Genomic DNA, 22,820 nt, shown 5'->3' on the forward strand with positions numbered 1-22,820 from the left:
ACGGTCAATTTTGTAAAATGTAAAAAAATGAACTTGTTAAAAGTAATAAAGAATAGGCCTTTAATGAGGAAATTTGAATGATTAATAACATTTTTGAACTTAATAACGAAAGAATAAAGAGCTTAGCACTAATATTGGACTCAAAATCGAAATGGCAAACAAAAGTAGCATATTTGATATGATAGGTCCTGTAATGATAGGTCCATCATCTTCGCATACTGCTGGAGTAGTCAGAATAGCCAGAGCTGCAATTCGAGTATTAGGAGGCAAACCCCAAAAAGCATTGGTTACTTTTTATAACTCTTTTGCAAGGACCTATGAAGGGCATGGTAGTGACAAAGCAATCATTGGAGGGCTAATGGATTTCAAAACAGATGATCCAAGGATAAAAAATGCTTTGGATATTGCTGAGGAGTCCGGTTTTGAATATAAGTTCAGATCAATTGCAAATTCATCTATTCATCATCCGAATACTATCAAACTCAATTTAACGCTAGGTGAAAGGACAGTAGAAGTTGTAGGTGAGAGTTTGGGTGGAGGTATAATCAATATTTCAGAAGTAGATGGATTTGTGGCAAACTTTTCAGCTAAAGATCACACATTGATTATTAAAGCAGAAGATGTTTCGGGAGCTATTGCTTTTATATCAAGTGTTATTGCTCAGGAAAAGACAAATATTGCAACCATGTCAGTTTCGAGAAAAGGAAAAAATGATCGAGCTTGCCACGTCATAGAAATGGATTCTGGTATCAATAAAATAACTTTAGAATATTTAAAATCTCTTCCCTGGATAAAGGAATTAATTTACATACCTGACATTGATCTTTAAAATACACACAACCACATGAAAAAATGCTTTTTAGGCTTTGCCTTTATGGTCATTGTTACTTTTGGTGTTTTTGCGCAGCAGGAATATTCGGGTCCTTATGATCTGGAAACTGCTGTACAGATTGCACTGGAAAACAACTTGACATTAAAGAGAAGCGAACTAACCCAGATTTCTAACGAAGCCACATTGCTTCAAAATAAAGGAAGGCGTTACCCTTCCCTATCTACAGGGGCTAGTTCTGGCTATAGATGGGGTAGATCTATTAACCCTGTTACAAACCTTTTTGAATCACAACGAATCGGTAACATAAATCTTTCTGCTTCCTCGAATGCCACCATATTTGGAGGTGGACAAATAAATAGTTCAATACAGCAATCTAAAGCTGATTTGGAAGCTGGGATGTATACTATTGAGGCTACTAAAAATGATATTACTTTAAATATCATCAACCTTTTCATTAATGTAGTTTTCAATAGAGAGCAGGTTAAAATTGCAGAAAACCAACTTTCAACAACCAAAGATCAATTGGAAAGAACTACAAAATTGGTGGATGCGGGATCACTACCTTATTCTGATCAATTGGATATTACTGCTCAGAATGCGACCAATGAAGTCAATCTGATCACGGCCAAAAACAACTATAACATTTCAAAATTAAATTTGGCTCAGGCTATGCAAATCCCTTATACAGAGGAATTTGAAATAGTAGAGCCAAAATTCGAGATAAATGAAGATTTAATGGCCACTGAAACACCTGAGGATATCTATTCGATAGCTTTAGAAATTCTGCCTGAAATCAAGGCTGCTGAAGCTAACATAGAAAGTGCAGAATATGGCGTTAAGTCTGCAAAAGGTTCTTTTTATCCGACATTGGGAGTTGGAGCCAATGTTTTTTCAAACTATGTTGACAGAGTTTTCGGTACTGAAAGACCAAATTTTGGAACACAGATTGAAAACAACTTATCACAATCAGTGAACCTTCAATTATCAATACCCATCTTTTCTAATTTGAGCAAAAAAGGTGCACTTCAAAGAGCAAGAGTTCAAAAACAACTTAGTGAGGTAACGGCTATTGAAACAAAGAATCAACTCAGAAATGATATTGAAACTGCTTATAATAGTGCATTAGCAGCTGAACAATCTTATGAGGCCTCATTGATCCAGGTAGAAAGTTTACAAGAGTCTTTTAGAATTGCACAACAAAGATTTGACCTAGGAGCAATTAATTCTGTTGATTTTCAAGTGGCTCAAAATAATTTATTCAATGCCCAAGCAGATCTATTAAATGCTAAATACACCTATATTTTCAGAGTAAAAGTTCTTGATTTTTACCTGGGTAATCCAATTAACTTAAACTAAATCATGGCTAATAAAAAGTCGAACAAACTATTGTATTACCTACTCGGTGGGGTAGGATTAATTATTGTAATTGCGATCATAGGTCGTTCTGCCGGTTGGTTTGGTGGAGCAAAGGAAATAGAAGTTGAATTTGCGACTGCTGAAAGAACTAGAATAATTGAAAAAGTAAGTGCATCAGGCGAAATACAACCTGAGGTAGAGGTCAATCTATCACCTGATGTTGCGGGTGAGATTATAGAGCTAAATGTTGTAGAAGGAGACTCAGTGGCTGAAGGAAAATTGTTAGTAAAAATCAGACCTGACAACTTTATTTCAGCATTGGACCGATCTAAAGCAAACTTGAATCAACAAATGGCTAATTTATCCCAGGCCAGAGCTAGTTTGCAAAGATCAGAGGCACAATTCACTCAAGCTGAATTAAATTTCAACAGACAAAAAGCACTCTTTGAGCAACGAGCTATTTCCGAATCAGATTTCGAAACTGCTCAGGCAAACTATATTACTGCCCAAAAAGATTTGGAGGCAGCTAAACAAAATGTCATTGCATCTGAATTTATCGTAAAAAGTTCACAGGCAACAGTAGATGAAGCAGCAGAAAATTTAAGATTGACAAATGTTTATTCTCCTGTAAGTGGAATCGTTTCTAATCTTTTGGTAGAAAAAGGCGAAAGAGTGGTGGGAACTGCACAGATGGCAGGTACAGAAATGTTAACGATTGCTGATCTTTCTAAGATGGAAGTTCGGGTCGATGTTAACGAAAATGACATCATCCGATTGAGTATGGGAGATACTTCTATAATTGATGTTGATTCTTATTCTTCCTCAGGCAAAAAGTTTAAGGGGATTGTGACAAGCATTGCAAATACTGCAAATGCAAAAGCTTCGGCAGATGCTGTTACAGAGTTTAAAGTAAAAATAAGAATCCTTAACAGCTCTTATCAAGATCTGGTAGCTCAAGGCACTAAATACCCATTTAGACCTGGTATGACTGCTTCTGTGGACATTTTAACTACCACTAAAGATAATGCACTTGCCGTTCCTCTTTCAGCTGTTACGACCAGAGATAACAAATTAGATACTTTGGCAGGTGGAACAACCAAATCTAAAGAACTGGTTTTTGTTAGTGAAAATGGAATTGCAAAGTTAAGAGAAATTAAAACCGGAATTTCTGATTTTGAGAATATCGAAGTTTTAGAAGGAATCACAGAGGGAGAAGAGATTATATCGGGGCCCTATTTTGTTGTAAGTAAACAGCTTAAAGAAGGAGACAAAGTAGTAAAGATGGAGTCACCTAGACCCGGAGCGATAACTCAGGATAATTAAATAAAAAATTAAAAATTTAGCCCCCAATGATATCTTTCATTGGGGGCTTTTTTATGACCATTTTTTCAATTGTTCATAAATTAAATGCAAAGGAAAACCCATCACATTAAAATAAGAACCTTCCAATTTCGTAACACCGATATATCCAATCCATTCCTGAATCCCATATGCTCCTGCTTTATCCATTGGCTGATAGGTTTTGATGTAATGCCAAATCTCTTCCTCTTCTAAGAACCTGAAGGTTACTATTGTTTCATCCTCAACCGTAATTTGCCTTTTCTTATCCTTAAAAGTTACCGCTGTCATCACGATATGGGAAGATCCTGATAAACTTTTAAGCATATCAAATGCTTCATCCTCCGTAGATGGTTTACCTAAAACATGCCCATCTTCTATAACTACTGTATCAGAAGTTATCAAGATTTCATTTTCCTTTAATTCATCTGGATAAGAATCTGCTTTCAATTTACTTAAATAGGCAGCTACAAACTCAGGCTTCATATCCCCAGGAATCTTTTCTTCTACTGGATTGGGACGAACTTCAAACTCTACCTCAAGACCTTTCAGCAATTCTTGCCTTCGTGGAGAATTGGAGGCCAAAATTATTTTCTTGTCTTTTAGCTTATTTAAAAAAGGTGTCATAATCGAATTCAAATTCATCTTGTTTTATACTTGCAAACAGTAATCCTCCCAAAGCTTTTGGATAAAAATAAGTTGATTTTTGGGGCATCACATACCCAGACCTACAAACTTCAAGCACTTGTTTTAATTCCAGTTCACGGGTAATGATTGCAAAGCTAGCTTTTCCAGTTTGTACTTCTTGAATACATCTGGAAAAACTTCGCTCATAATTGATATTCTCAGAACTTCTCTGACTTTCCATAGGTATTCCTAATATTCTATTAAAAATCAGTTCATGGAGTATTGCCAAATCTAGTTTTTTAATAACATCCGGATAGGTAGAATGAATCAAGTCATATTTTCCTGATTTTAATTGAAGTAAATAACTATCCTCTCCTATTAATAAACCATAAGACCAAGGTTTATGAAAAGCATAGGCTCCTAAATCATCTTGATCGGAAAACTTTTTTACATCAAACCATTCCCTCAAATACTCCAAAAATTGATCTTGGCTCATTTTTAAGCCCTTAAAAAGCCGATGCGTCGGAAGTATCTTTAAATGATTTCCATTGGTATTTGTGAAATACATCATATGGTAATCATAACTTTTCCATTTGGACTCTACTAGTTGGTTTTTACAGGAGTTTCTATATTCAATTGCTCCTTCGAGTCTATGATGACCATCTGCTAAAATCACTTGCTTGCCATTCATTACATCCAAAAACTCGGCAATAATAGATGGATCCCGAATGACTCCAAGGACTTCCCGAACCCCTTGATAGTCTTCTAATTCGTAAAGTGGATTTACGATTGCATCATCCATATACTTCTCCAATTGATTTTCGGAATCCTCATATAGACCATGAGTTGGGCTTGCTTGTATTTTTGTTGATTTAAGGAGATCAATTCTGTCATTCACGGCATGGACGATCGTATTTTCATGCCTTAAAATCATCTTCTCAGCCCAATTATATGCTTTTATTTGAGCGATAAATCCTTTTCTACAGCGAGAATCATGTTCTCCAGGAAGTCTGAAATACTGGTAATAAACATAGATACCTGGATCTTCATCCTGAACAATGATTTGATCTTTCTTCCAACGTTCTAATGTCTCAAAAGCCTGTTTCGCTGGTTCGGGACCTTTTGGTACAGATAAATGTATGCTATTGTAGGGATTTTCATACAAACGTTCTCTTTGTCTCTCAGAAACCACATCAAATAAGGGGGCCGTCAGCTCGTCGATTTTTAATTTGAATTTATCATGATATCGCCAAGCTTTGATCGGAAGTATTTCAGCCATTTTATTAATTCAACCTTTTTCTCCAAGCAGATTTTTCTTTTTCGCCAGTCAATTCTGTTTTCTGTTTAGTCCCGGAATTTGAATTTTCATAAAACTCGATTGCTAAAGCAGCCAATAGTTCTTTTTCTTCAGCAGAAAATTCTGGTTCTAAAACCTCAGGCTTAAAATATTCCTCCACAAATTTAGTATCAAAATTACCTGAAGAAAAAGCCTCATGTTTTAAAGCAAATTTGCAAAAGCTCAGTGTCGTTTGAATCCCTGAAATTTGGTAATCTTCTATCGCACTAATCATTCTTTCTATAGCTCCCTGTCTTGTTTCGGCATGGGTGATTAATTTAGCAATCATTGGGTCGTAATAAATAGGAATTTTCATTCCCTCCTCAAAACCATCATCTACTCTAATCCCAGGGCCTTGTGGTCTTCTGTAAGTATTTAATGTACCGATATCCGGAAGAAAGTTGTTTTTGGGGTCCTCTGCGTAAACACGAACTTCTACTGAATGTCCATTTATTCTTAAATCTTCCTGGGAGAATGAAAGAGGGTTACCTTCGGCAATTAGAATCTGTTCCTTTACCAAATCTTTTCCCGTAATCATCTCAGTGACAGGATGCTCTACCTGAAGCCTTGTATTCATTTCCAAGAAATAGAAATTCAACCTATCATCTACAATAAACTCAACTGTCCCGGCACCATAATAATCACAGGCTTTTGCAACACCTACAGCTGCCTCGCCCATAGCCTTTCTCATTTTAGGAGTTACTACGGAAGATGGAGCTTCCTCAATCACCTTCTGATGCCTCCTCTGTATGGAACATTCCCTTTCGAAGAGATAAACAACGTTTCCTTGCTGATCGCCTAGTATCTGGATTTCTATATGCCTCGGAGATATAATAAATTTTTCAATAAAAACTGCACCATCACCAAATGAAGAAATTGCTTCGCTAATAGCCCTATCCATTTGTTCTTCAAATTCAGATTCATTTTCAACTATACGCATTCCTTTTCCTCCTCCTCCAGCACTCGCTTTTATCAAAATAGGATATCCTATTTTTTTAGCTATCTTTTTTGCTTCAGGAATATCAGAGATAGCTTCTTCTGTGCCTGGAACTAATGGAATATCGTATTTCCCAACTGCTTGCTTTGCCGCCAATTTACTTCCCATTACTTCTATGGAATGAGGAGATGGTCCGACAAAAATGAGTCCTGAATCTGATACTTTTTTTGCAAAATCAGCATTCTCTGAAAGAAATCCATAACCTGGATGGATTGCATCCACATTCAATTCCTTGCAAACTTCTATTATTTTTTCTCCTAAAAGATAAGACTGCGCAGATGCAGGTGGTCCTAAACAAACTGCCTCGTCAGCAAACTTGACATGAGGAGATAGTCTATCCGCTTCACTAAAAACAGCAACCGTCTTGATCCCCATTTCTTTAGCAGTTTTCATGATCCGCAGACTTATTTCCCCACGGTTAGCGACTAGTAGTTTTTTGATTCTGGGCATTATCTAATTGTTTGTATAAGGTCAATTCAGGAAAGGGACTAAATAAAGAAATTTATCTGAGTAAAGATAAGAATGCAAGTAAACGAAATCTGATTTTTGCTTAGACGGTATTAAAGTTTTATTTTTGACGGATTTTTGATTAAAAGATCATAATTCCTTAATTGTAATAGCACTCACCTAAAATAAAAATTCGCTTTGGATCTATTTGCTAAGTTAAAAACGAATATGGGCCCACTGGGCAAGCATTCTAAGTTTTCAGATGGTTATTTCATGTTTCCTAAACTTGAAGGAGAAATTGCTCCTAGAATGATTTTTCAAGGTAAGGAAGTTTTAACCTGGAGTTTAAATAATTATCTAGGATTAGCTAACCACCCTGAAGTACGTAAGACAGATGCCGAAGCCGCAGCTAAATGGGGTGCCGCTTATCCTATGGGAGCAAGAATGATGTCAGGTCAAACTTCTCTTCATGAAAAACTTGAAAATGAACTTGCTGAATTCGTAGGGAAAGAAAAAGCTTATCTACTAAACTATGGCTATCAGGGAATTATGTCAGTGATAGATGCCTTGCTAGATAGAAAGGATGTCGTTGTTTACGATTCTGAATGTCATGCTTGCATAATTGATGCATTAAGGATGCATATGGGGAAAAGATATGTTTTTCCACATAATGATATAGAAAACTGTGAAAAACAGCTTGAGAGAGCAACGAAATTAGCGGCTGAAACCGGAGGAGGGATATTATTGATTACAGAAGGTGTATTCGGAATGACCGGGGATCAGGGTAAATTAAAAGAGATTTGCGATCTGAAGAAAAAATTTGAATTCCGCCTTCTGGTAGATGATGCACATGGTTTTGGTACCATGGGTAAAACAGGAGCAGGTACACATGAAGAGCAGGGAGTGATTGAGGAAGTAGATTTATATTTCTCAACCTTTGCAAAATCTATGGCTTCAATTGGCGCATTTATCGCAGGTCAAGAAAAAGTTATCCATTATTTGAGGTTCAATATGAGATCTCAAATTTTTGCAAAATCCCTTCCAATGCTTTTAGTAGAAGGAGCTTTAAAAAGGTTGGAATTACTAAAAACACAGCCTGAACTCAAAGACAACCTTTGGAAAGTTGTAAATGCACTTAGAAAAGGGTTACATGAAAATGGGTTTAGTACTGGAAAATCCAATTCACCTGTCACTCCGGTTGTATTAAATGGTACTGTGGGAGAAGCAGCAGCACTATCCCATGATTTAAGGGAGAATTATGGTATTTTCTGTTCTGTAGTTATTTATCCTGTTGTACCTAAAGGCATGATTATCTTGCGATTAATTCCAACAGCAGTTCATACGCTCGAAGACGTAAAAGAAACAATTACGGCATTTGCAGCAATCAAGGAGAAACTCACAACAGGTATTTATAAAAATTCAGAGTTGGCTAATTCATTTGGAGAATAAAAAAAAAATCAAAAAAAACGGCCTCCTAATTGAATTGGTTAGTATTTAGGCTATATTGAAGGCAATAAACTTATCATCAACCTAAAATTTAATCACTATTATTATGAGCAGATTTAGTGAAATCAAAGATCTTGTAAGTGCCATGGAAGCCGATTTTGAAAAATTCTATGAAAAAAACAATCAGGCTGCCGGAACCAGAGTTAGAAAAGGGATGCAAGACCTGAAAAACATTGCACAGGAAATCCGAAAGGAAGTTCAAGATATGAAAAACGCCGGTTAAGGTTAAAAGCAAAAAAGGTGATCGTTTGATCACCTTTTCTGTTTAAGTATATTTTATTATTGATAATTAAAATTCCACTCTATTATTCTCCTGTTCCACATCAGCAAGCCTTTTACTAGGATCTATCTCTATTGATTTTATCTCATCTATTTTCCTATTTAAGGTTATTGTTTTGGTAAGATTTGTCCAAGGCCAATCTTCAGTTAAGATTCTTTTTGGTGCTCCTTCTTCATGAGACTTCTCTCCTCTCATGATTACCAAAGGTAAATAAACCATTTCCTGAGTACCGTCTTTATACGTTATCACCAAATCAATAGGCATAGGCATCAGTCCTATTCTTTCTAAAATTATATCAGTATTATTCCCCTGAGGATTTACTTCTTTAATACCGTAATTAATTGTTTTAGTAGTATAGACAAAATACTCCTTATACCAATCCAATTCTAATCCACTCTCTTTTTCCATTATTCGGATAAAATCATTGGCATTTGGATGCTTAAATTTCCATGTATTCCAATAGCGATGCATGCCTCGGTCTCTTACATCAGCTCCTATTATATAACCCATTTGCTCCAAGAATACAGCTCCTTTGCTATACGCAGCTGAACTATACGCTGAATTGGTATGGTAATGATCGGAATGAGTACTCATTGGTTCTTCTCTCCCAGATTTTACTAACCTATAATATCCAGAATAAGAACCCGCTAATGGAGATTTAGAAGGATTAAAAATCTCTGACATCGTTAGACTGGAGGCATAACTTGTAAAACCCTCATCCATCCAAGGATAAAGAGACTCATTCGTGGCAAGCACTCCATGAAACCAGCTATGCGCTAATTCATGAGCCATTACACTTACCAAGCTTCTTAAGTTTCTTCCACCTGTCACAAGAGTTGACATAGCATACTCCATACCTCCATCACCTCCTTGAATCACTGAGAATTGCTTATAGGGATATTGTCCAAAATGTTCAGAGAGAAAATTGATAGCCTTAGGAGTGTATTCCTTTAACTTCTCCCAGTTCTCGGTTGTCTCCTCTGTCGGTATAAATAAATGGTGGACCGTGATTCCATTTTCCATTTCAATTTTTTCATGCCGATATTTTGGATCAGCCGCCCACATGAAATCGTGCACCATAGGAGCTTTGAAATGCCAAGTCAGCGTTTCTCCATTGACTTTTGGTATTGATACTCCATCATCCTCATACCCATGTCCAATTTCATTTGGATTCTGAAGGTAGCCCGTTCCTCCGATTGTATAATTTTTATCTATAGTGATTTTAACATCAAAATCACCCCAAATACCATAAAATTCGCGACCGATGTAAGGGTTTGAATGCCATCCTTGTTCATCATAATTGGCCATTTTAGGATACCATTGAGACATGGAATAGCGAACTCCTTCTTCACTATCTCTTCCAGACCTTCTGATTTGTTTCGGTACTTGGCCCATAAAAGACATATTGAAAACAGTTTCAGAATTTGGTAGGATTGGTTTAGGAAGAGTCACTTCCAAAATTGTTTCTACCTCCTCGAAATCTACTTTCATTCCATCCATTGTCAATTCATTGACATGCAAATACCCAATCTCATCCGGCATCAAGGAATTAATACGATCTCCTACTCTTCGATCAGGATCAGAAATTGACCTAGATCTTTCATCCATCATACTTCCAGGCTGGAACGCATTATAATATAAATGGTAGAATACTTTGTAGAGTGTATCAGGTGAGTTGTTGTAATATTTCAGAACTTGAGTTCCGGAATATTGATTCGTTGAAACATTCATTTCGACTTCCATTTTGTAATCGACAGCTTGCTGAAATCTGCCTGTTTGAGCCATAACAGATGCCCCTGTGATTACAAAAAGAAAAAGCCCTAAAACAGGCTTATTCAATATATTAAGCATAGAATCTTTTTTTGTGCAAATAAAATCAATTTGAATTCTGAGCCCAAACCACCTATAAAAAATCAAATTCATTTTTTTGATGGGTGTACACTCCCTTTAAAAAAAAATCAATAATTAGCTCAGGGTTTTATCTTATTTTAGAAAATTACTCAATCTTAAAACAAACATGAGAAAACTTTACATCCTATCCTTAGCTCTGTTGCTTAGTTTAGGTACCTATGCCCAAGATATAGATATGGATCTATTTAAATCTATGAAGGCAAGAAGCATAGGGCCTGCAGCAATGAGTGGTAGAATTGCGGCAATTGATGCTGTAGATGATAACCCTTCAATCATTTATGCGGGATCTGCATCTGGTGGACTTTGGAAATCAACTTCAGGTGGAATTAATTGGAAGCCAATTTTTGACAATGAGAAGGTCCACTCCATTGGATCAATTTCCATTTATCAGAAAAACCCAAATATCATTTGGGTAGGAACTGGAGAAGGAAATCCAAGAAATTCTCTTAACCTGGGATATGGTGTTTATCGATCCATGGATGCCGGGGAAACTTGGGAATTAATGGGACTTGAAAAAACTCGGGCTATTCACAGAATAATCGTGCACCCGGAGGATCCTAATACTGTTTATGTTGGTGCAATTGGATCTCCATGGGGAGAGCAAGAGGATCGAGGACTTTATAGAACGACAGATGGAGGAAAAACTTGGGAGAAAATCTTGTATATGGATCCTAAAACAGGTGTTGGAGAAATGATTATGGATCCTAATAATCCAAATAAGATTTTTGTCAATATGTGGCAACATAGAAGATATCCCTATTTCTTTGAGTCTGGAGGTCCTTCTTCTGGACTTTTTGTGACTTACGATGGAGGCGATAACTGGAAAAAACTCGATGACTCTAATGGATTGCCTAAAGGTGACTTGGGTAGAATGGGTTTAGCTATCTCAGCAGCAAATAGCAGTAAAGTTTATGCTTTGATTGAATCCTCAAAAAACGCACTTTATGTTTCAGAAGATGGAGGAGATAATTTCAAAATGATAAATTCCGATGGTTCAATAGGTGATAGACCATTTTATTATTTTGATATCCATGCAGACCCTAAAAATGAAAATAGACTATATACTCTTTATTCAAGAGTTGGAATAAGCGAAGATGGAGGGAATTCTTTCACTCAATTACTTCAATACCAAGGAGTCCACCCAGATCACCACGCGTGGTATATAAATCCTAATGACCCAAAACTTTTAATAGATGGAAATGATGGTGGCCTAAATATTTCAAGAGATGGTGGAAAAACCTGGTTTTTTGCTGATAACCTTCCAGTCGGACAATTTTATCATGTCAATGTAGACAATGAAATCCCTTATAATATCTATGGAGGAATGCAGGATAATGGGTCTTGGACTGGACCTGCTTATGTTTGGAGAAGAGATGGTATCAGAAACAGCTATTGGCAAGAAGTCTCTTTTGGAGATGGTTTCGATGTAGTACCCCACCCTGCCAATTCGAGGTTCGGGTATACCATGTCACAAGCTGGAAATGTATCAAGGTTTGATAAAAAAACAGGACATAATAAAACCATCCGACCTACACATCCTGATAAAGATGTTTTCTTACGATTTAATTGGAATGCTGCAATTGCTCAAGATCCTCATGATGAAAATACGCTTTATTATGGATCTCAGTTTTTGCATAAGTCATCAGATAATGGAGATACATGGGAAATCATTTCACCGGATTTAACTACCAATGATTCTACAAAACAGAGACAACAAGAAACTGGTGGATTAACTTATGACATCACCGGAGCAGAAAATCACACCACCATTATCGCAATTGCACCTAGTCCAATTAATCCAAATATTATCTGGGTCGGTACTGATGACGGAAATGTTCAACTTACAAAAGATGGTGGAGAGACCTGGACAAATGTGGTCGATAAGCTTACTGGACTTCCAAAAGCATCTTGGATTGCTCAGATTCAAGCATCAACATATAATGCAGATGAGGCATGGGTGATCGCAAACAACTATAGAAACAATGATTTTTCTGCTTATGCCTATCATACTTCAAATGCAGGTGGAAGCTTCACAAGAATTGTTGATGACTCTAAAGTTTGGGGATATACGCTTTCTATTAAGCAAGATCCCGTACAACCGAATCTTGTTTTCTTGGGAACAGAATATGGATTGTATGTCAGTTTCGACAAAGCAAAAACCTGGAACAAATGGGAGCATGGGTATCCAAAAGCTGTTTCTACTTATGATATGGCCATTCAGGAAAGGGAAGCTGATTTGGTAATCGGTACGTTTGGAAGAGCATTTTATGTATTAGATGACATCAGACCTTTGCGCGTTTTTGCAGCAAAAACCGGTAATAAACCAGAAGGGAAAATCACTGCTGTGCCATCACCAGATGCCTATCAAGCTGAAATCCAACAACCTGTAGGTGAAAGGTTTCCAGCTGATGGAATTTTTGCCGGTGAAAACAGAGAGACTGGTGGTAGATTGAGCTTCATTTTAAATGATGACAAAGAAAAATTGGACACCGTTACTGTTAGCATTTTTAATGAAGCTGGAGAACAAATCAGAACGTTAAAAACAGTACCAGTAAATGGTGTTAACAGAATCAATTGGAATCTTGATCGGAAGTCTACGGTAGAAAATACAGGCGGTTTTGGTGGTCGAGGAGGTAGAAGATCTGGATTTTACGAACCTTCTGGAGGAGATGCTTTACCGGGAACCTATAAAGTAGTGTTTGCTTATAGTGAAGAAGAGTCTGAAACAACTATCAACGTTTTACCAGATCCAAGGATTCAAGTAAATATGGCAGACTTGAAAGCAAAAGATGATTTCTTGAAAAAGTTAGAAGCACTTTCAAATGAGGTTTCAGCGTCAACAAAAAAATTAGATGAAGCGCAAAAAGTAATCGATAAAGTATTGACTTTGACCAAAGATGTAGAAACTGATGATGCAAAAGAACTTGCCAAAGCTGCCAAGGAAATAAAGAAAAAACTAGACACAACCCGAGAAGCTTTCAATGGCCCAACACTCGAAGGTCAGGGAATAGTAAGAAACTTATATCCAACAACAATGAATATGGTTTTTGCTCCAAGGAGATATGTAAGTTCTTCTTATACTACTCCGGGAGAAACTGAAGAAAGACTTTATGAGCAAGGAAAAGAAGCTGCCTCCGAAGCCATAGCTAAAGTCGAAGAATTCATGAATGGAGATTGGAAAGCCTTTGAGGACAAGGTAAAAAACACCGAAATAGACTTATTTGAAAATGTGAAAAAATAAATCTCAGTGTATTTTGAAGAAGAGCGTTTGGACAAAACCAAACGCTCTTTTTTTTATACTATTTCCTATCTAAAATTGAATACAAAAAAGGAATATTTTGAAATTGAACTAATTGCTTTTTTGGAATATGCAACCAAGTTTAAAATCTGAATCACCTCACAATCTTAATTAAAGTGAGAATATTCAAGAGAATCTTAATCAGGTATGCGATAAGTTAAGCTTAAATTATATTCAAAATCAGCCTCTGCTACTTCACCTGCAGTTCCCAAAATAATTACTCCTCTAAATCCGTTATCATGTTTTGATAAGCCTAAGAAGTATTCAATAAACTGAAGCAAATCAAAATATACTTTAACTCCTACTCCTACTCCATCATCAAGTTCTAGATCAAGAGATAAAAATGATCCCTTTAATTGCTTTGGTCCTGTAGTCCAGATTCCTGCAAAAACTCCTATTTCGCCACCTTCTTCAGCACCAATAGAGATTCCTGTATCGGAGAGAACCCGAATATCATTGTCCCCTCTAAACTTGTATCCCACACTTAAGATTTCGCTTTCTCCGATTACTCCAGATACTTCCTCGGTTACTCCAACACTAACAGATTTTAAATCGTCAAATTCATTTTCAATTGTATCCCAAATTGGAGTTAAAAACTCGGTTAAAATAGTTTTAAAATCTTCGGAATTTTGCTTTTCATTAGAATCAACCAAATTTTTAATTATACTTTTGACTCTATCCTCATCAGAGGTCATTTTTGATTTCACTGCTGTGTAAAGCTGATGAATTTTACTTTCTTCATCTTTTAAATCACCCATTAAGGTCGAAAATTCAGATTTAGCTTTGTTTATTAAATCAACTTCTTCCGCTCCTGCTTTTGTCAAAGCAGTTTTAACAGCAGATTCAAAATCCTGAATCCCTGTCTTAATTTCGTTTTCAGCTTCTTTAATATCCTTTTTCAGATCTCCCTTGATTTTATCAAAGACATCCTCCACCTCATGGGCGGCCTTTTTTAAATCATCAATAAATCCCATTTGTAAAAGTTTTTAAGTTTATAAAAATTAATCTACATTCAATTTAAATAAATTTATTTAATTGATTATCAATATTTTACAAACACTTTTGAAAAATTCAATTTAAGTTTTTTAAGTCTTAGAAAACGTATTTAATAGCAAATTTAATGATGATAAAAAAGTCTGATGAGTACCACCAGACTTTATATAACTACACATTATGAAGTGCTATCTATCGATTCTCAAAAAGAATTCATGATTGAGAATTTCGTTGACTCATTCTGCCACCGCATTTTTTGTTAAGCTACTTTAGGACGAGTTAAATTGTAAGATTAAAAAATCCTTTTTATCTCCACCCTAATTATATAATTTACTAGTATACTGATCCTTATATTTGGTAAGAAAGAATTTGCCTAAACAATTAGAGTAAAAACCAATCAAATATTGAGAAAGGTTAATATTCCAGGGAATTCAAAAAAGTCAATCTTGAATTTGTAAAGTTAAATGACGTGCCAATTCAATTACAAAAATCAACCAATTGAAAATCAAGCATCAACGTTTTTTTCGATCAATAAAGGAAAATCCCTTCTTTAGAAAATTAGGATTCAAACCTCATCAATTGTTTCTGATGCTAATGCCTATATTGACTATTTATTTCCAACCAAGTTGCGCACAGACGGAATTTACAGAAATCAGATTTGAACAGACGGATTCATCCAAAAGATCAAAATATTCTTTAAAAGGCAAGATCATTCAGTTTGGGACTTCCGAGCCATTGGAAGGTGTTTCCATTCATATCGACGGATTCTTCACCGGAAACAATACAAACAAAGTTGGACAATATGCCCTTTCACTTGATTCCGGAAAACACAGGATAGTTTTTCGGCAGTTAGGAAAACAACCTGCTCATTATATTGTCTATCTGTATGGGGACGGCCAATTAGACATTGCTCTAACAGACCGCGATTTTGAATTGGAGACATTCACGGTACAGGCAGAAGAGCGCGATAGAAATATTCGAAGTGCGATTACTGGTGTCACCAAAATGAACATCAATGAGATAAAACTTGTACCAGCATTTATGGGAGAGGCTGATGTGTTCAATGTTCTCCAATCTATGCCGGGAGTAACTTCGGTAGGCGAAGGTTCTGCAGGAATGAATATAAGAGGTGGACAGGCAGATCAAAACCTAATCATGATGAACGAAGCCATAGTGCTCAGTAACAATCATGCATTGGGTTTCCTATCATCTTTTAATGGTGATGTTCTCCAAAATTTCACCTTGTACAAAGGAACCGTGCCGAGCTATTTTGGTGGAAGGAGTGCATCAGCGTTGAATATCGAAATGAGGAAAGGGAATAGAGAAAACTGGAAAGGCAGTGCTTCTTTAGGAACTGCAGTCAGCAAATTCTTGATAGAAGGACCAATCATACCAGAAAAGACCTCATTGATATTTGCCTCCAGGTTATCTAATGCCAATTGGCTTTTGGGCAAAACAAAAGAAGTTGATGTCCAAAATAGCAAGATTAACTTCCATGATTTTTATTTAGGCATCAATCACCAATTTTCTGATAATAATAGCCTTGATTTTAACCTGCTAAATACCGGAGATTATTTCAGGTTTTCCAATCAATTTGGGTTTGAATGGAACAATTTTGTAGGGTCACTGACCAGTCGAAACCTATTGACCGATAACTTCTCTTTAGTCGGAATGGTAGCTTATGGGTCATTTAATAATGGTTTTTTTGAACCCTCTCTAATAGATCCTTCTAAAATTGAAAATGGACTTTTTTATTACCAAGGAAAAATAATCAGCTTATGGACTCTAGAAAAAGTGGACATCAACTTCGGTGCAGAAGCCATTCAATACAAAATGAGACCAGAGTCCCAAAGTCCACTCTCGGCAGACTCAGGGATAGCAATGCAAAGGATTCAGAAAGAACGAGGATTGGAATATGCACCCTTTGTATCTGCTGATTGGAATCCATCAGAAAAATTTTCTCTTTCAGGAGGAATCAGGTATTCAAATTATGTACAACAAGGACCCGACTCAGTCTATAGATATCAAGAAGGAGTTCCCATGTCTAGATTGACGATTGATGGGGTGGATTTTATAGAAAGTGGACAAGTCGTTAGGTATTCTGGTTTGGAACCAAGGCTGTCATTCCGTTTTACAATTGACAAAACCAGTTCCATCAAAGGTGGATATTCTGTCATGAACCAATACCTTCAGACCATCTCTAATGCTACGGGCCCGACGCCAATAGATCTTTGGCAGTTGAGCACAATCTACATCTTACCACAAAGGTCTCACAATGCTTCTTTAGGATACTTCCGAAACTTCAAAGAGGATGAATGGTCTACTTCTTTTGAGGGTTTTTATCGGACTTCTGACAACCAGTTGGAATACAGGGATTTTGCTGATTTGTTTGTAAATCCGCACTTAGAGACAGAATTGATCCAAGGAGAAGGCAAAGCTTATGGTGCGGAAGTATTGATCCAAAAAAATAGCGGCGGTATCACAGGTTGGCTTTCTTATACCTATTCCAGGTCGTTGATTAGAACAACCTCCGAATTTCTAGAAATCCAGGTCAATCAGGGCAATTGGTTTGCTGCCAATTTTGACAAACCTCATAATATTTCTCTTGTCACCAACATTCATATTGGAAGAGGAAGGACTTTCAATACAAATATCAATTTTTCATCTGGCAGACCTGTTACAGGCCTTTCATCTAACTATGTTATAGGAGGGATTTTTGTTCCAAATTTTGGAAACAGAAATGAATTCAGGATTCCAAATTATTTTAGAATTGACTTTTCTTACCTAACCAATGGATTTGTGAGAAAATGGGATGATAAAATTAATTTTAGTGTCTACAACCTCACAGGTCGAAGAAATGCCTATTCAGTATTTTTTCAAAGGGAAGGAAGGACTCAGCGATTGGTACCTTATCAGATTTCAATTTTGGGTTCCGTTTTCCCATCATTTACATACACTGTTTCTTTTGGCAAATGATCTCACGCACTAAAATATCTACCCGATTGCTTTTGGTGTTTTCTCTATACTTATTATTACCTTTTTCCTGCATTGATAAACTTGATTCTTTTGACGATCCACAAGAAGAGCAATTAGTTATCTATGGACTGTTGACCGATAGGTATGAAAGACAAATAGTAACAGTATCGAGGACATCCGCTTTTGGATTTGACCCATTGGGTGTTAGGGAAGCAAAAGTTTCTTTATTGACAGCATCCGGAAGCAGATTTAGATACATTTCTAATGGTTTTGGGGAATATATATTAGAAGGATTTGCTGCAATAGAAGGTGAAAGTTATGCCATCGAGGTAATTCTGGAAGACAAGGTCTACATGTCAAATTATGAAAAAATTCCGGAGCTTTTAGCGGATGATGTGATCAGTTTTGAATTTAATAAAGAACCATTCAGGACGGAATCTCCGGAATCAGTATTTACAGTTTTTTCGGAGACGACACTGCCAAATTCATCAAATCCGATCTACCTTAGATGGATGGTCGAGGAGACTTATTTTTGGCCTTTGGTATATTTACCTGGGACGGGATTTCCTCCCCCACCACCTCCTCCTTGTTTTATATCTGATGTTATTGAACCTAATAGAGTCAATTTATTTGACGGTTCGAGCACAAATACTCAAAAAGGGAAATTTGTTTTGGCAAAAAGATTAGTGGATAATTCCTTCCTTTATCCATTTTTTGTGAGCGTTAAGCAACTCAGCATCAATCGGGAGGCTTATGAATATTGGGAAAAAATAAATATTATAATCAATAACCAAGGATCTTTATTTGATATTCCCCCTGCTTCAGTATTAGGAAATATCTCCAATTTTGAAGATCCAAATGAAACAGTCTTGGGGTATTTTGAAGTTGCCAAAACCAAGGTGTCAAGGATTTATACAACTCGTGAGGATGTCCCGTTTTTTCTTGTAGATCCTTGTCAGTATTTCCCAAATAAACCTGAGAATTCCTATGCCTCTGAATGCAAGTCCTGCGAAGCAAGAGCCCAAGGAAGAAGGTGGACAAACAATGCACCAGATTGGTGGAAGTTTGATTGAGAAGATTGGGGTTTGTGAAAGAATAATATCTAAAAATGAAAAAGAACCTTAATTCGAAATTAAAGCAACTTTCTTTCTTTTCTTTCTTGATTTTGATATCATTCTCCTGCATTGAACAACTTGATTTTTGGCAGGAAACACAAGAGGGAGAATTAATTATTTATGGATTATTTACTGATATTGATGATAAGCATGTTGTCAATATCAGTACCTCTGCACCTTTTGGTTTTCGGCCCAAAGGTGTTTCGAATGCAACAGTTTATTTGCTGACCAAAGGGGAAGAAAAATTATCATATCTCAACAAAGGAAATGGAGTTTATGAATTACATGGGGTGAAATCAGCAAAAGGGAAAAGTTATGCTCTAGAGGTTATTTTAAATGGGGAGACCTATCAGTCAAAATTTCAAGAAATGCCGGATGTTGTGGGAAAGGACAGTCTAAGCTACCAAGTTGCCTATGAACCTTTCAGATCCTCGCTAGATGAGCATGTTTTTAAGGTATTTACAAAATCGGAGTTGCCGGAAACTAAAGAACAGCTCTTCATCAGGTGGATAGTAGAGGAAGCTCATTATTGGCAGCTACTTTGGATTCCACCCGGAACGCCTCCTCCTCCACCCTGTTTCATTTTTGATGTCATGGATCCAACAAAAGTAAATTTATTTGATGGGACAGTTACTACGAGTAGGCAAACAGAGAGATTACTGGCTACCAGGAAATTTGACAATGCTTTCTTATTCCCATATTTTGTAACTGTTAAACAGCTAAGCATCAACAGGGAGGCTTTTGAGTACTGGCAAAAAATCAATAGTGTCATCAACAACAAGGGTTCCCTCTTTGACATACCCCCTGCACCGGTATTCGGAAATATTATAAATACTGAAAATCCAAATGAGATTGTTTTGGGCTTCTTTGAGGTTGCAAAATCATCAGTTTCAAGGTTCTTTGTGACCTCTGAGATATCTCCCATTTATTTGCAACCGATTTGTAACAACATCCCCGGAAAACCCACAAATCAATATGCGGCAGATTGTCTATCCTGTGAAGGTCGAGCAGCGGGAAGGGAGTGGACAAGTACAAAACCAGACTGGTGGATTTACGATTAACCTGACCTTTCAACCCTCAAATAGGTAGGTGCTTTTCCAAAATATTCGATTTTCTATCATATAATCATTTAATCTGGAAAGATCATTGTTATATATATGCCGCATGAGTCCTTGAATACCGAACTCTATCACTGAATTCAATTAAAAAACCTTGCAAATTTCATGGCTAGTCCAATTGATTTTTTCAAAGACTATTATCTCTTATCTATTTTCATATAATTCAGAATAATAATCTTGGTAAGAACCAGAGGTTACATGATCCAACCATTCCTGATTTTTCAAATACCAATCAATTGTGATTCAATTCCTTCTTCAAATTGAAGGCTTGATTCAATCCCGAATCCTTCTAAGATTTACTAAAGTTTATTGAAGAACTAAGTCCTAATCCTTCCCAAATACTATTAAGAGCAAATAGCTTTTCACTTCAATAAGTATTCTTCTCTTAATTGTTTTTTATCAACCTTCTTGTAATAGTTTGGAAGTTAATCTGAACCTGAATCTGATATAATCCATTGCTAAATTCTCTTAAATCAATTTTTCTAACAAATCCTTTTTCATATTCGCCAGACTCTTCAAAGACTAGCCTACCGGCAGCATCAAAAATCTTCAGATCGACCATAGAAGTTTGAGAGAATTCTATTTTGATGTTTGTTTCTTTTGATGCAGGGTTTGGATAAACGAGAACAGAGTTCTCCTGGTATTCTTTAGAAAGGTTAAATTCTTCGTAAATAACATTACCTACCCTATCCTTGCTTGAAACTCTAATGGCAGTAGAACTACTTTCCAATTCCGAACCTTTCCAAATCAGCTGATTATTTTTTACAAAGAAATTTGGGTGTGCCTCTATTTCATAAATATGATAATCATCAGCAGGATCAATAGTCTTAAAGATTCCAACTATTTCTCCTTCTCTGGCATCTGATGGAATTATAAGGTTTGAAAGATGTATATCTGTTGGAATGGGCTTATCCAATACTAAAATACCAACTTGAATATCTTCGGGAGATCCAACCAAGTCTGAATCTATTAATAATCCTTCTACAAACTGAATTCCCTCAATGGTAGGACTATATTGATCCATTTCCCAAATCACAGTTTTTTGTGGAAACTGAGATAAAATACCATTTAATTTTACTTCAAGTATTTCCCTAGAAGTGTTCCAATCTACTGTGATTATTTCAGAGGTATTTATTGATTTATTCTTACCTCTTTTGGGGTTATGAATAACAATACTTCCACCAGTCAGAACTGTTGTTGCTTCTTCTTTATCGGAAGCTCCAAACTGATTATCATAAATAATCTCAGATGTCTCGCTTTGCCAGATCTTAATTCTAAATTTATCTGGTTCATTTTCACCCTTTATATTTCCATCTACTGCAGAAACCATAAATGAATAGCCTTCTTCTCCATTAATGCTTCCTTCTCCTTTGTATAAAGCTTTATAGCCTGAAATAACCAATGTCATATCTTCGTAGAATGAGCTTTTAAAGTTCACTCCACCATTTTTGAATTGGAATTCTGTGTTTCCATCAACTTTGTTGCTTCCTTTTTTGTATTTGGCAATAAACCCAAAATTGGCTCTACCTTCCGCTTCTGTATCAGGTAAATATGCCCCTTTCGGAGACCAGATAGTTCCACCTCCTGTGACAAAACCTCCATCTGGATCAAAAATGACTGCTAGATCAGTAGATTTATCTAATACTCTGCCACACTCATCTTTTACAATTAATCTTATTTGATATACACCTGCGTCTGAATAAACATGACGAGCTGTATAATCTGAATTAAAATCGATTATAGAAGTAGTCGTACCATCATCCCAGTCCCAGAATGCTTCTACAATATTTCCTTCTACTTCAGCTGAAACAATAATTTCTGAATTAACAGGGTTTGGATCCAAAGGTCCTAAAACACTTATTATATTAAGCTCAACAGCACAAGGGTCTGAATCGCAACTAGAAGGAATTCCTGGGTTTTTCAATTCATCAAAATCATCGCAATCATCAGAATTTGACACATAACCTACAGGAACTGAACAAGACTCTATCGAATTACTTGCATCGCCGAATCCATCACCATCCTGATCTCTGTAATAAGTAGTCAGTCCAATAGCGTCTGGATCTTCATCGTCAACCAATCCATCACAATCATTGTCAATGCCATCACAGATTTCAGGGGCTCCTGGATAAACAGTATCGTTGGAGTCATCACAATCACCGTCATCTGGTGTATAACCATCTCCATCAGAATCGGTTTTACCGGGGTCTCCTCCATTTATTGATATGGTTACAACTGCATTATTCGAATTGGTATTTCCATTCACATCAGTTGCAATAAGAGAAACTAAATTTTCACCTTCATCTATGCTTGTGAATGAATTGATATCTAATTCTAAACTTGATATTCCACAATTATCAAAAGTTCCATTATCTATATCTGCTGGTAATATAGTTAGTGTCTCCCCAACATTAATAGTAAAAGTTCTATCCCTAGTATTTACAGTTGGCAACTCTGTATCATTCACCGTTACCTTGAAGTTGGCTGTTGCAGTATTGCCATGAATGTCAAGGGCGGTATAAGTTACGGTAGTCTCTCCAACTGGGAAGACTGATCCATTCATCTGATCAGATGTAAACGAGTTAATGCTACAATTATCAGTGGCAAATGGTTCTGTCCAAGTCACTACCGCTCCACAGGTATCTGGATCATTCTCTAATGTGAAATTTGCCGGAACATTCGTGATCAAC

At 36.5% G+C, this 22,820-nt stretch carries 15 protein-coding genes and 1 pseudogene; 9 read left to right on the top strand and 7 right to left on the bottom strand.

The window, feature by feature from the left end; translation table 11 throughout:
- The first annotated feature begins 151 nt into the window (after positions 1-151).
- Genes sdaAB through AAGF08_RS15230 form a run of 3 tightly spaced genes read left to right on the top strand, consistent with a single transcriptional unit; the run spans position 152 to position 3,511 of the window.
- Positions 152-829, top strand: a complete 678-nt coding sequence (gene sdaAB / locus AAGF08_RS15220) for an L-serine ammonia-lyase, iron-sulfur-dependent subunit beta (RefSeq protein WP_343512133.1) — start codon at positions 152-154, stop codon at positions 827-829.
- A 15-nt stretch (positions 830-844) separates the two neighbouring features.
- The gene (locus tag AAGF08_RS15225) at positions 845-2,188 is read left to right on the top strand and encodes a TolC family protein (RefSeq protein ID WP_343512134.1); all 1,344 of its coding nucleotides are present in this window, start codon (positions 845-847) and stop codon (positions 2,186-2,188) included.
- A gap of 3 nt (positions 2,189-2,191) precedes the next feature.
- Complete coding sequence (locus AAGF08_RS15230) at positions 2,192-3,511, top strand: efflux RND transporter periplasmic adaptor subunit (protein ID WP_343512135.1); 1,320 nt, start codon at positions 2,192-2,194, stop codon at positions 3,509-3,511.
- A 51-nt stretch (positions 3,512-3,562) separates the two neighbouring features.
- On the opposite strand, the gene AAGF08_RS15235 is transcribed toward AAGF08_RS15230, so the two are convergent.
- The 3 genes from AAGF08_RS15235 to AAGF08_RS15245 are packed head-to-tail and all read right to left on the bottom strand — an operon-like array spanning position 3,563 to position 6,936.
- Positions 3,563-4,153 (bottom strand): Maf family nucleotide pyrophosphatase, encoded by a 591-nt coding sequence (locus tag AAGF08_RS15235; RefSeq protein WP_343512136.1) that lies wholly within the window; start codon positions 4,151-4,153, stop codon positions 3,563-3,565.
- Complete coding sequence (locus tag AAGF08_RS15240) at positions 4,134-5,432, bottom strand: DUF1015 domain-containing protein (protein WP_343512137.1); 1,299 nt, start codon at positions 5,430-5,432, stop codon at positions 4,134-4,136. The genes AAGF08_RS15235 and AAGF08_RS15240 overlap by 20 nt, the downstream gene beginning before the upstream one ends.
- A gap of 4 nt (positions 5,433-5,436) precedes the next feature.
- On the bottom strand, positions 5,437-6,936 hold the full coding sequence (locus AAGF08_RS15245) for an acetyl-CoA carboxylase biotin carboxylase subunit (protein WP_343512138.1): 1,500 nt from the start codon (positions 6,934-6,936) through the stop codon (positions 5,437-5,439).
- A gap of 195 nt (positions 6,937-7,131) precedes the next feature.
- On the opposite strand from AAGF08_RS15245, the gene AAGF08_RS15250 reads away from it, so the two are divergent.
- Positions 7,132-8,382: an aminotransferase class I/II-fold pyridoxal phosphate-dependent enzyme gene (locus AAGF08_RS15250; RefSeq protein WP_343512139.1), complete on the top strand. Its 1,251-nt coding sequence runs from the start codon at positions 7,132-7,134 to the stop codon at positions 8,380-8,382.
- A gap of 103 nt (positions 8,383-8,485) precedes the next feature.
- On the top strand, positions 8,486-8,662 hold the full coding sequence (locus AAGF08_RS15255) for a histone H1 (RefSeq protein ID WP_343512140.1): 177 nt from the start codon (positions 8,486-8,488) through the stop codon (positions 8,660-8,662).
- Positions 8,663-8,728: 66 nt separating this feature from the next.
- Here the strand turns inward: AAGF08_RS15255 and AAGF08_RS15260 are convergent, their stop codons facing one another.
- Positions 8,729-10,570, bottom strand: coding sequence for a M1 family metallopeptidase (locus AAGF08_RS15260; RefSeq protein ID WP_343512141.1), 1,842 nt, complete (start codon positions 10,568-10,570; stop codon positions 8,729-8,731).
- A 166-nt stretch (positions 10,571-10,736) separates the two neighbouring features.
- Here AAGF08_RS15260 and AAGF08_RS15265 point away from each other — a divergent pair, with 166 nt between their 5' ends.
- Complete coding sequence (locus AAGF08_RS15265) at positions 10,737-13,871, top strand: hypothetical protein (RefSeq protein ID WP_343512142.1); 3,135 nt, start codon at positions 10,737-10,739, stop codon at positions 13,869-13,871.
- 194 nt (positions 13,872-14,065) lie between these two features.
- Here AAGF08_RS15265 and AAGF08_RS15270 read toward each other — a convergent pair whose 3' ends face one another.
- Positions 14,066-14,902, bottom strand: coding sequence for a hypothetical protein (locus AAGF08_RS15270; protein ID WP_343512143.1), 837 nt, complete (start codon positions 14,900-14,902; stop codon positions 14,066-14,068).
- A 613-nt stretch (positions 14,903-15,515) separates the two neighbouring features.
- Here AAGF08_RS15270 and AAGF08_RS15275 point away from each other — a divergent pair.
- The 3 genes from AAGF08_RS15275 to AAGF08_RS15285 are packed head-to-tail and all read left to right on the top strand — an operon-like array spanning position 15,516 to position 20,073.
- Positions 15,516-17,897, top strand: coding sequence for a carboxypeptidase-like regulatory domain-containing protein (locus AAGF08_RS15275; RefSeq protein WP_343512145.1), 2,382 nt, complete (start codon positions 15,516-15,518; stop codon positions 17,895-17,897).
- Positions 17,894-18,970, top strand: a complete 1,077-nt coding sequence (locus tag AAGF08_RS15280) for a DUF4249 domain-containing protein (protein ID WP_343512146.1) — start codon at positions 17,894-17,896, stop codon at positions 18,968-18,970. The genes AAGF08_RS15275 and AAGF08_RS15280 overlap by 4 nt, the downstream gene beginning before the upstream one ends.
- A 35-nt stretch (positions 18,971-19,005) precedes the next feature.
- Positions 19,006-20,073 (top strand): DUF4249 family protein, encoded by a 1,068-nt coding sequence (locus AAGF08_RS15285; RefSeq protein ID WP_343512147.1) that lies wholly within the window; start codon positions 19,006-19,008, stop codon positions 20,071-20,073.
- A gap of 201 nt (positions 20,074-20,274) precedes the next feature.
- On the opposite strand, the pseudogene AAGF08_RS15290 reads toward AAGF08_RS15285, so the two are convergent.
- Positions 20,275-20,411 (bottom strand): annotated as a pseudogene (locus AAGF08_RS15290) (dTDP-glucose 4,6-dehydratase); the annotation flags it as partial.
- Positions 20,412-20,515: 104 nt separating this feature from the next.
- The coding region (locus AAGF08_RS15295; RefSeq protein WP_343512148.1) for an HYR domain-containing protein at positions 20,516-22,820 on the bottom strand (2,305 nt) is incomplete at its 5' end.

The organism is Algoriphagus sp. SE2 (assembly GCF_039563885.1).
Classification (GTDB): domain Bacteria; phylum Bacteroidota; class Bacteroidia; order Cytophagales; family Cyclobacteriaceae; genus Algoriphagus.

Coding starts and splice junctions, on each gene's coding strand:
- AAGF08_RS15235 (WP_343512136.1), bottom strand. CDS start 4,153: ATGACACCTTTTTTAAATAAGCTAAAAGACAAGAAAATAATTTTGGCC.
- AAGF08_RS15260 (WP_343512141.1), bottom strand. CDS start 10,570: ATGCTTAATATATTGAATAAGCCTGTTTTAGGGCTTTTTCTTTTTGTA.
- AAGF08_RS15225 (WP_343512134.1), top strand. CDS start 845: ATGAAAAAATGCTTTTTAGGCTTTGCCTTTATGGTCATTGTTACTTTT.
- AAGF08_RS15285 (WP_343512147.1), top strand. CDS start 19,006: ATGAAAAAGAACCTTAATTCGAAATTAAAGCAACTTTCTTTCTTTTCT.
- AAGF08_RS15240 (WP_343512137.1), bottom strand. CDS start 5,432: ATGGCTGAAATACTTCCGATCAAAGCTTGGCGATATCATGATAAATTC.
- AAGF08_RS15230 (WP_343512135.1), top strand. CDS start 2,192: ATGGCTAATAAAAAGTCGAACAAACTATTGTATTACCTACTCGGTGGG.
- AAGF08_RS15255 (WP_343512140.1), top strand. CDS start 8,486: ATGAGCAGATTTAGTGAAATCAAAGATCTTGTAAGTGCCATGGAAGCC.
- AAGF08_RS15265 (WP_343512142.1), top strand. CDS start 10,737: ATGAGAAAACTTTACATCCTATCCTTAGCTCTGTTGCTTAGTTTAGGT.
- sdaAB (WP_343512133.1), top strand. CDS start 152: ATGGCAAACAAAAGTAGCATATTTGATATGATAGGTCCTGTAATGATA.
- AAGF08_RS15275 (WP_343512145.1), top strand. CDS start 15,516: ATGCCTATATTGACTATTTATTTCCAACCAAGTTGCGCACAGACGGAA.
- AAGF08_RS15270 (WP_343512143.1), bottom strand. CDS start 14,902: ATGGGATTTATTGATGATTTAAAAAAGGCCGCCCATGAGGTGGAGGAT.
- AAGF08_RS15280 (WP_343512146.1), top strand. CDS start 17,894: ATGATCTCACGCACTAAAATATCTACCCGATTGCTTTTGGTGTTTTCT.
- AAGF08_RS15245 (WP_343512138.1), bottom strand. CDS start 6,936: ATGCCCAGAATCAAAAAACTACTAGTCGCTAACCGTGGGGAAATAAGT.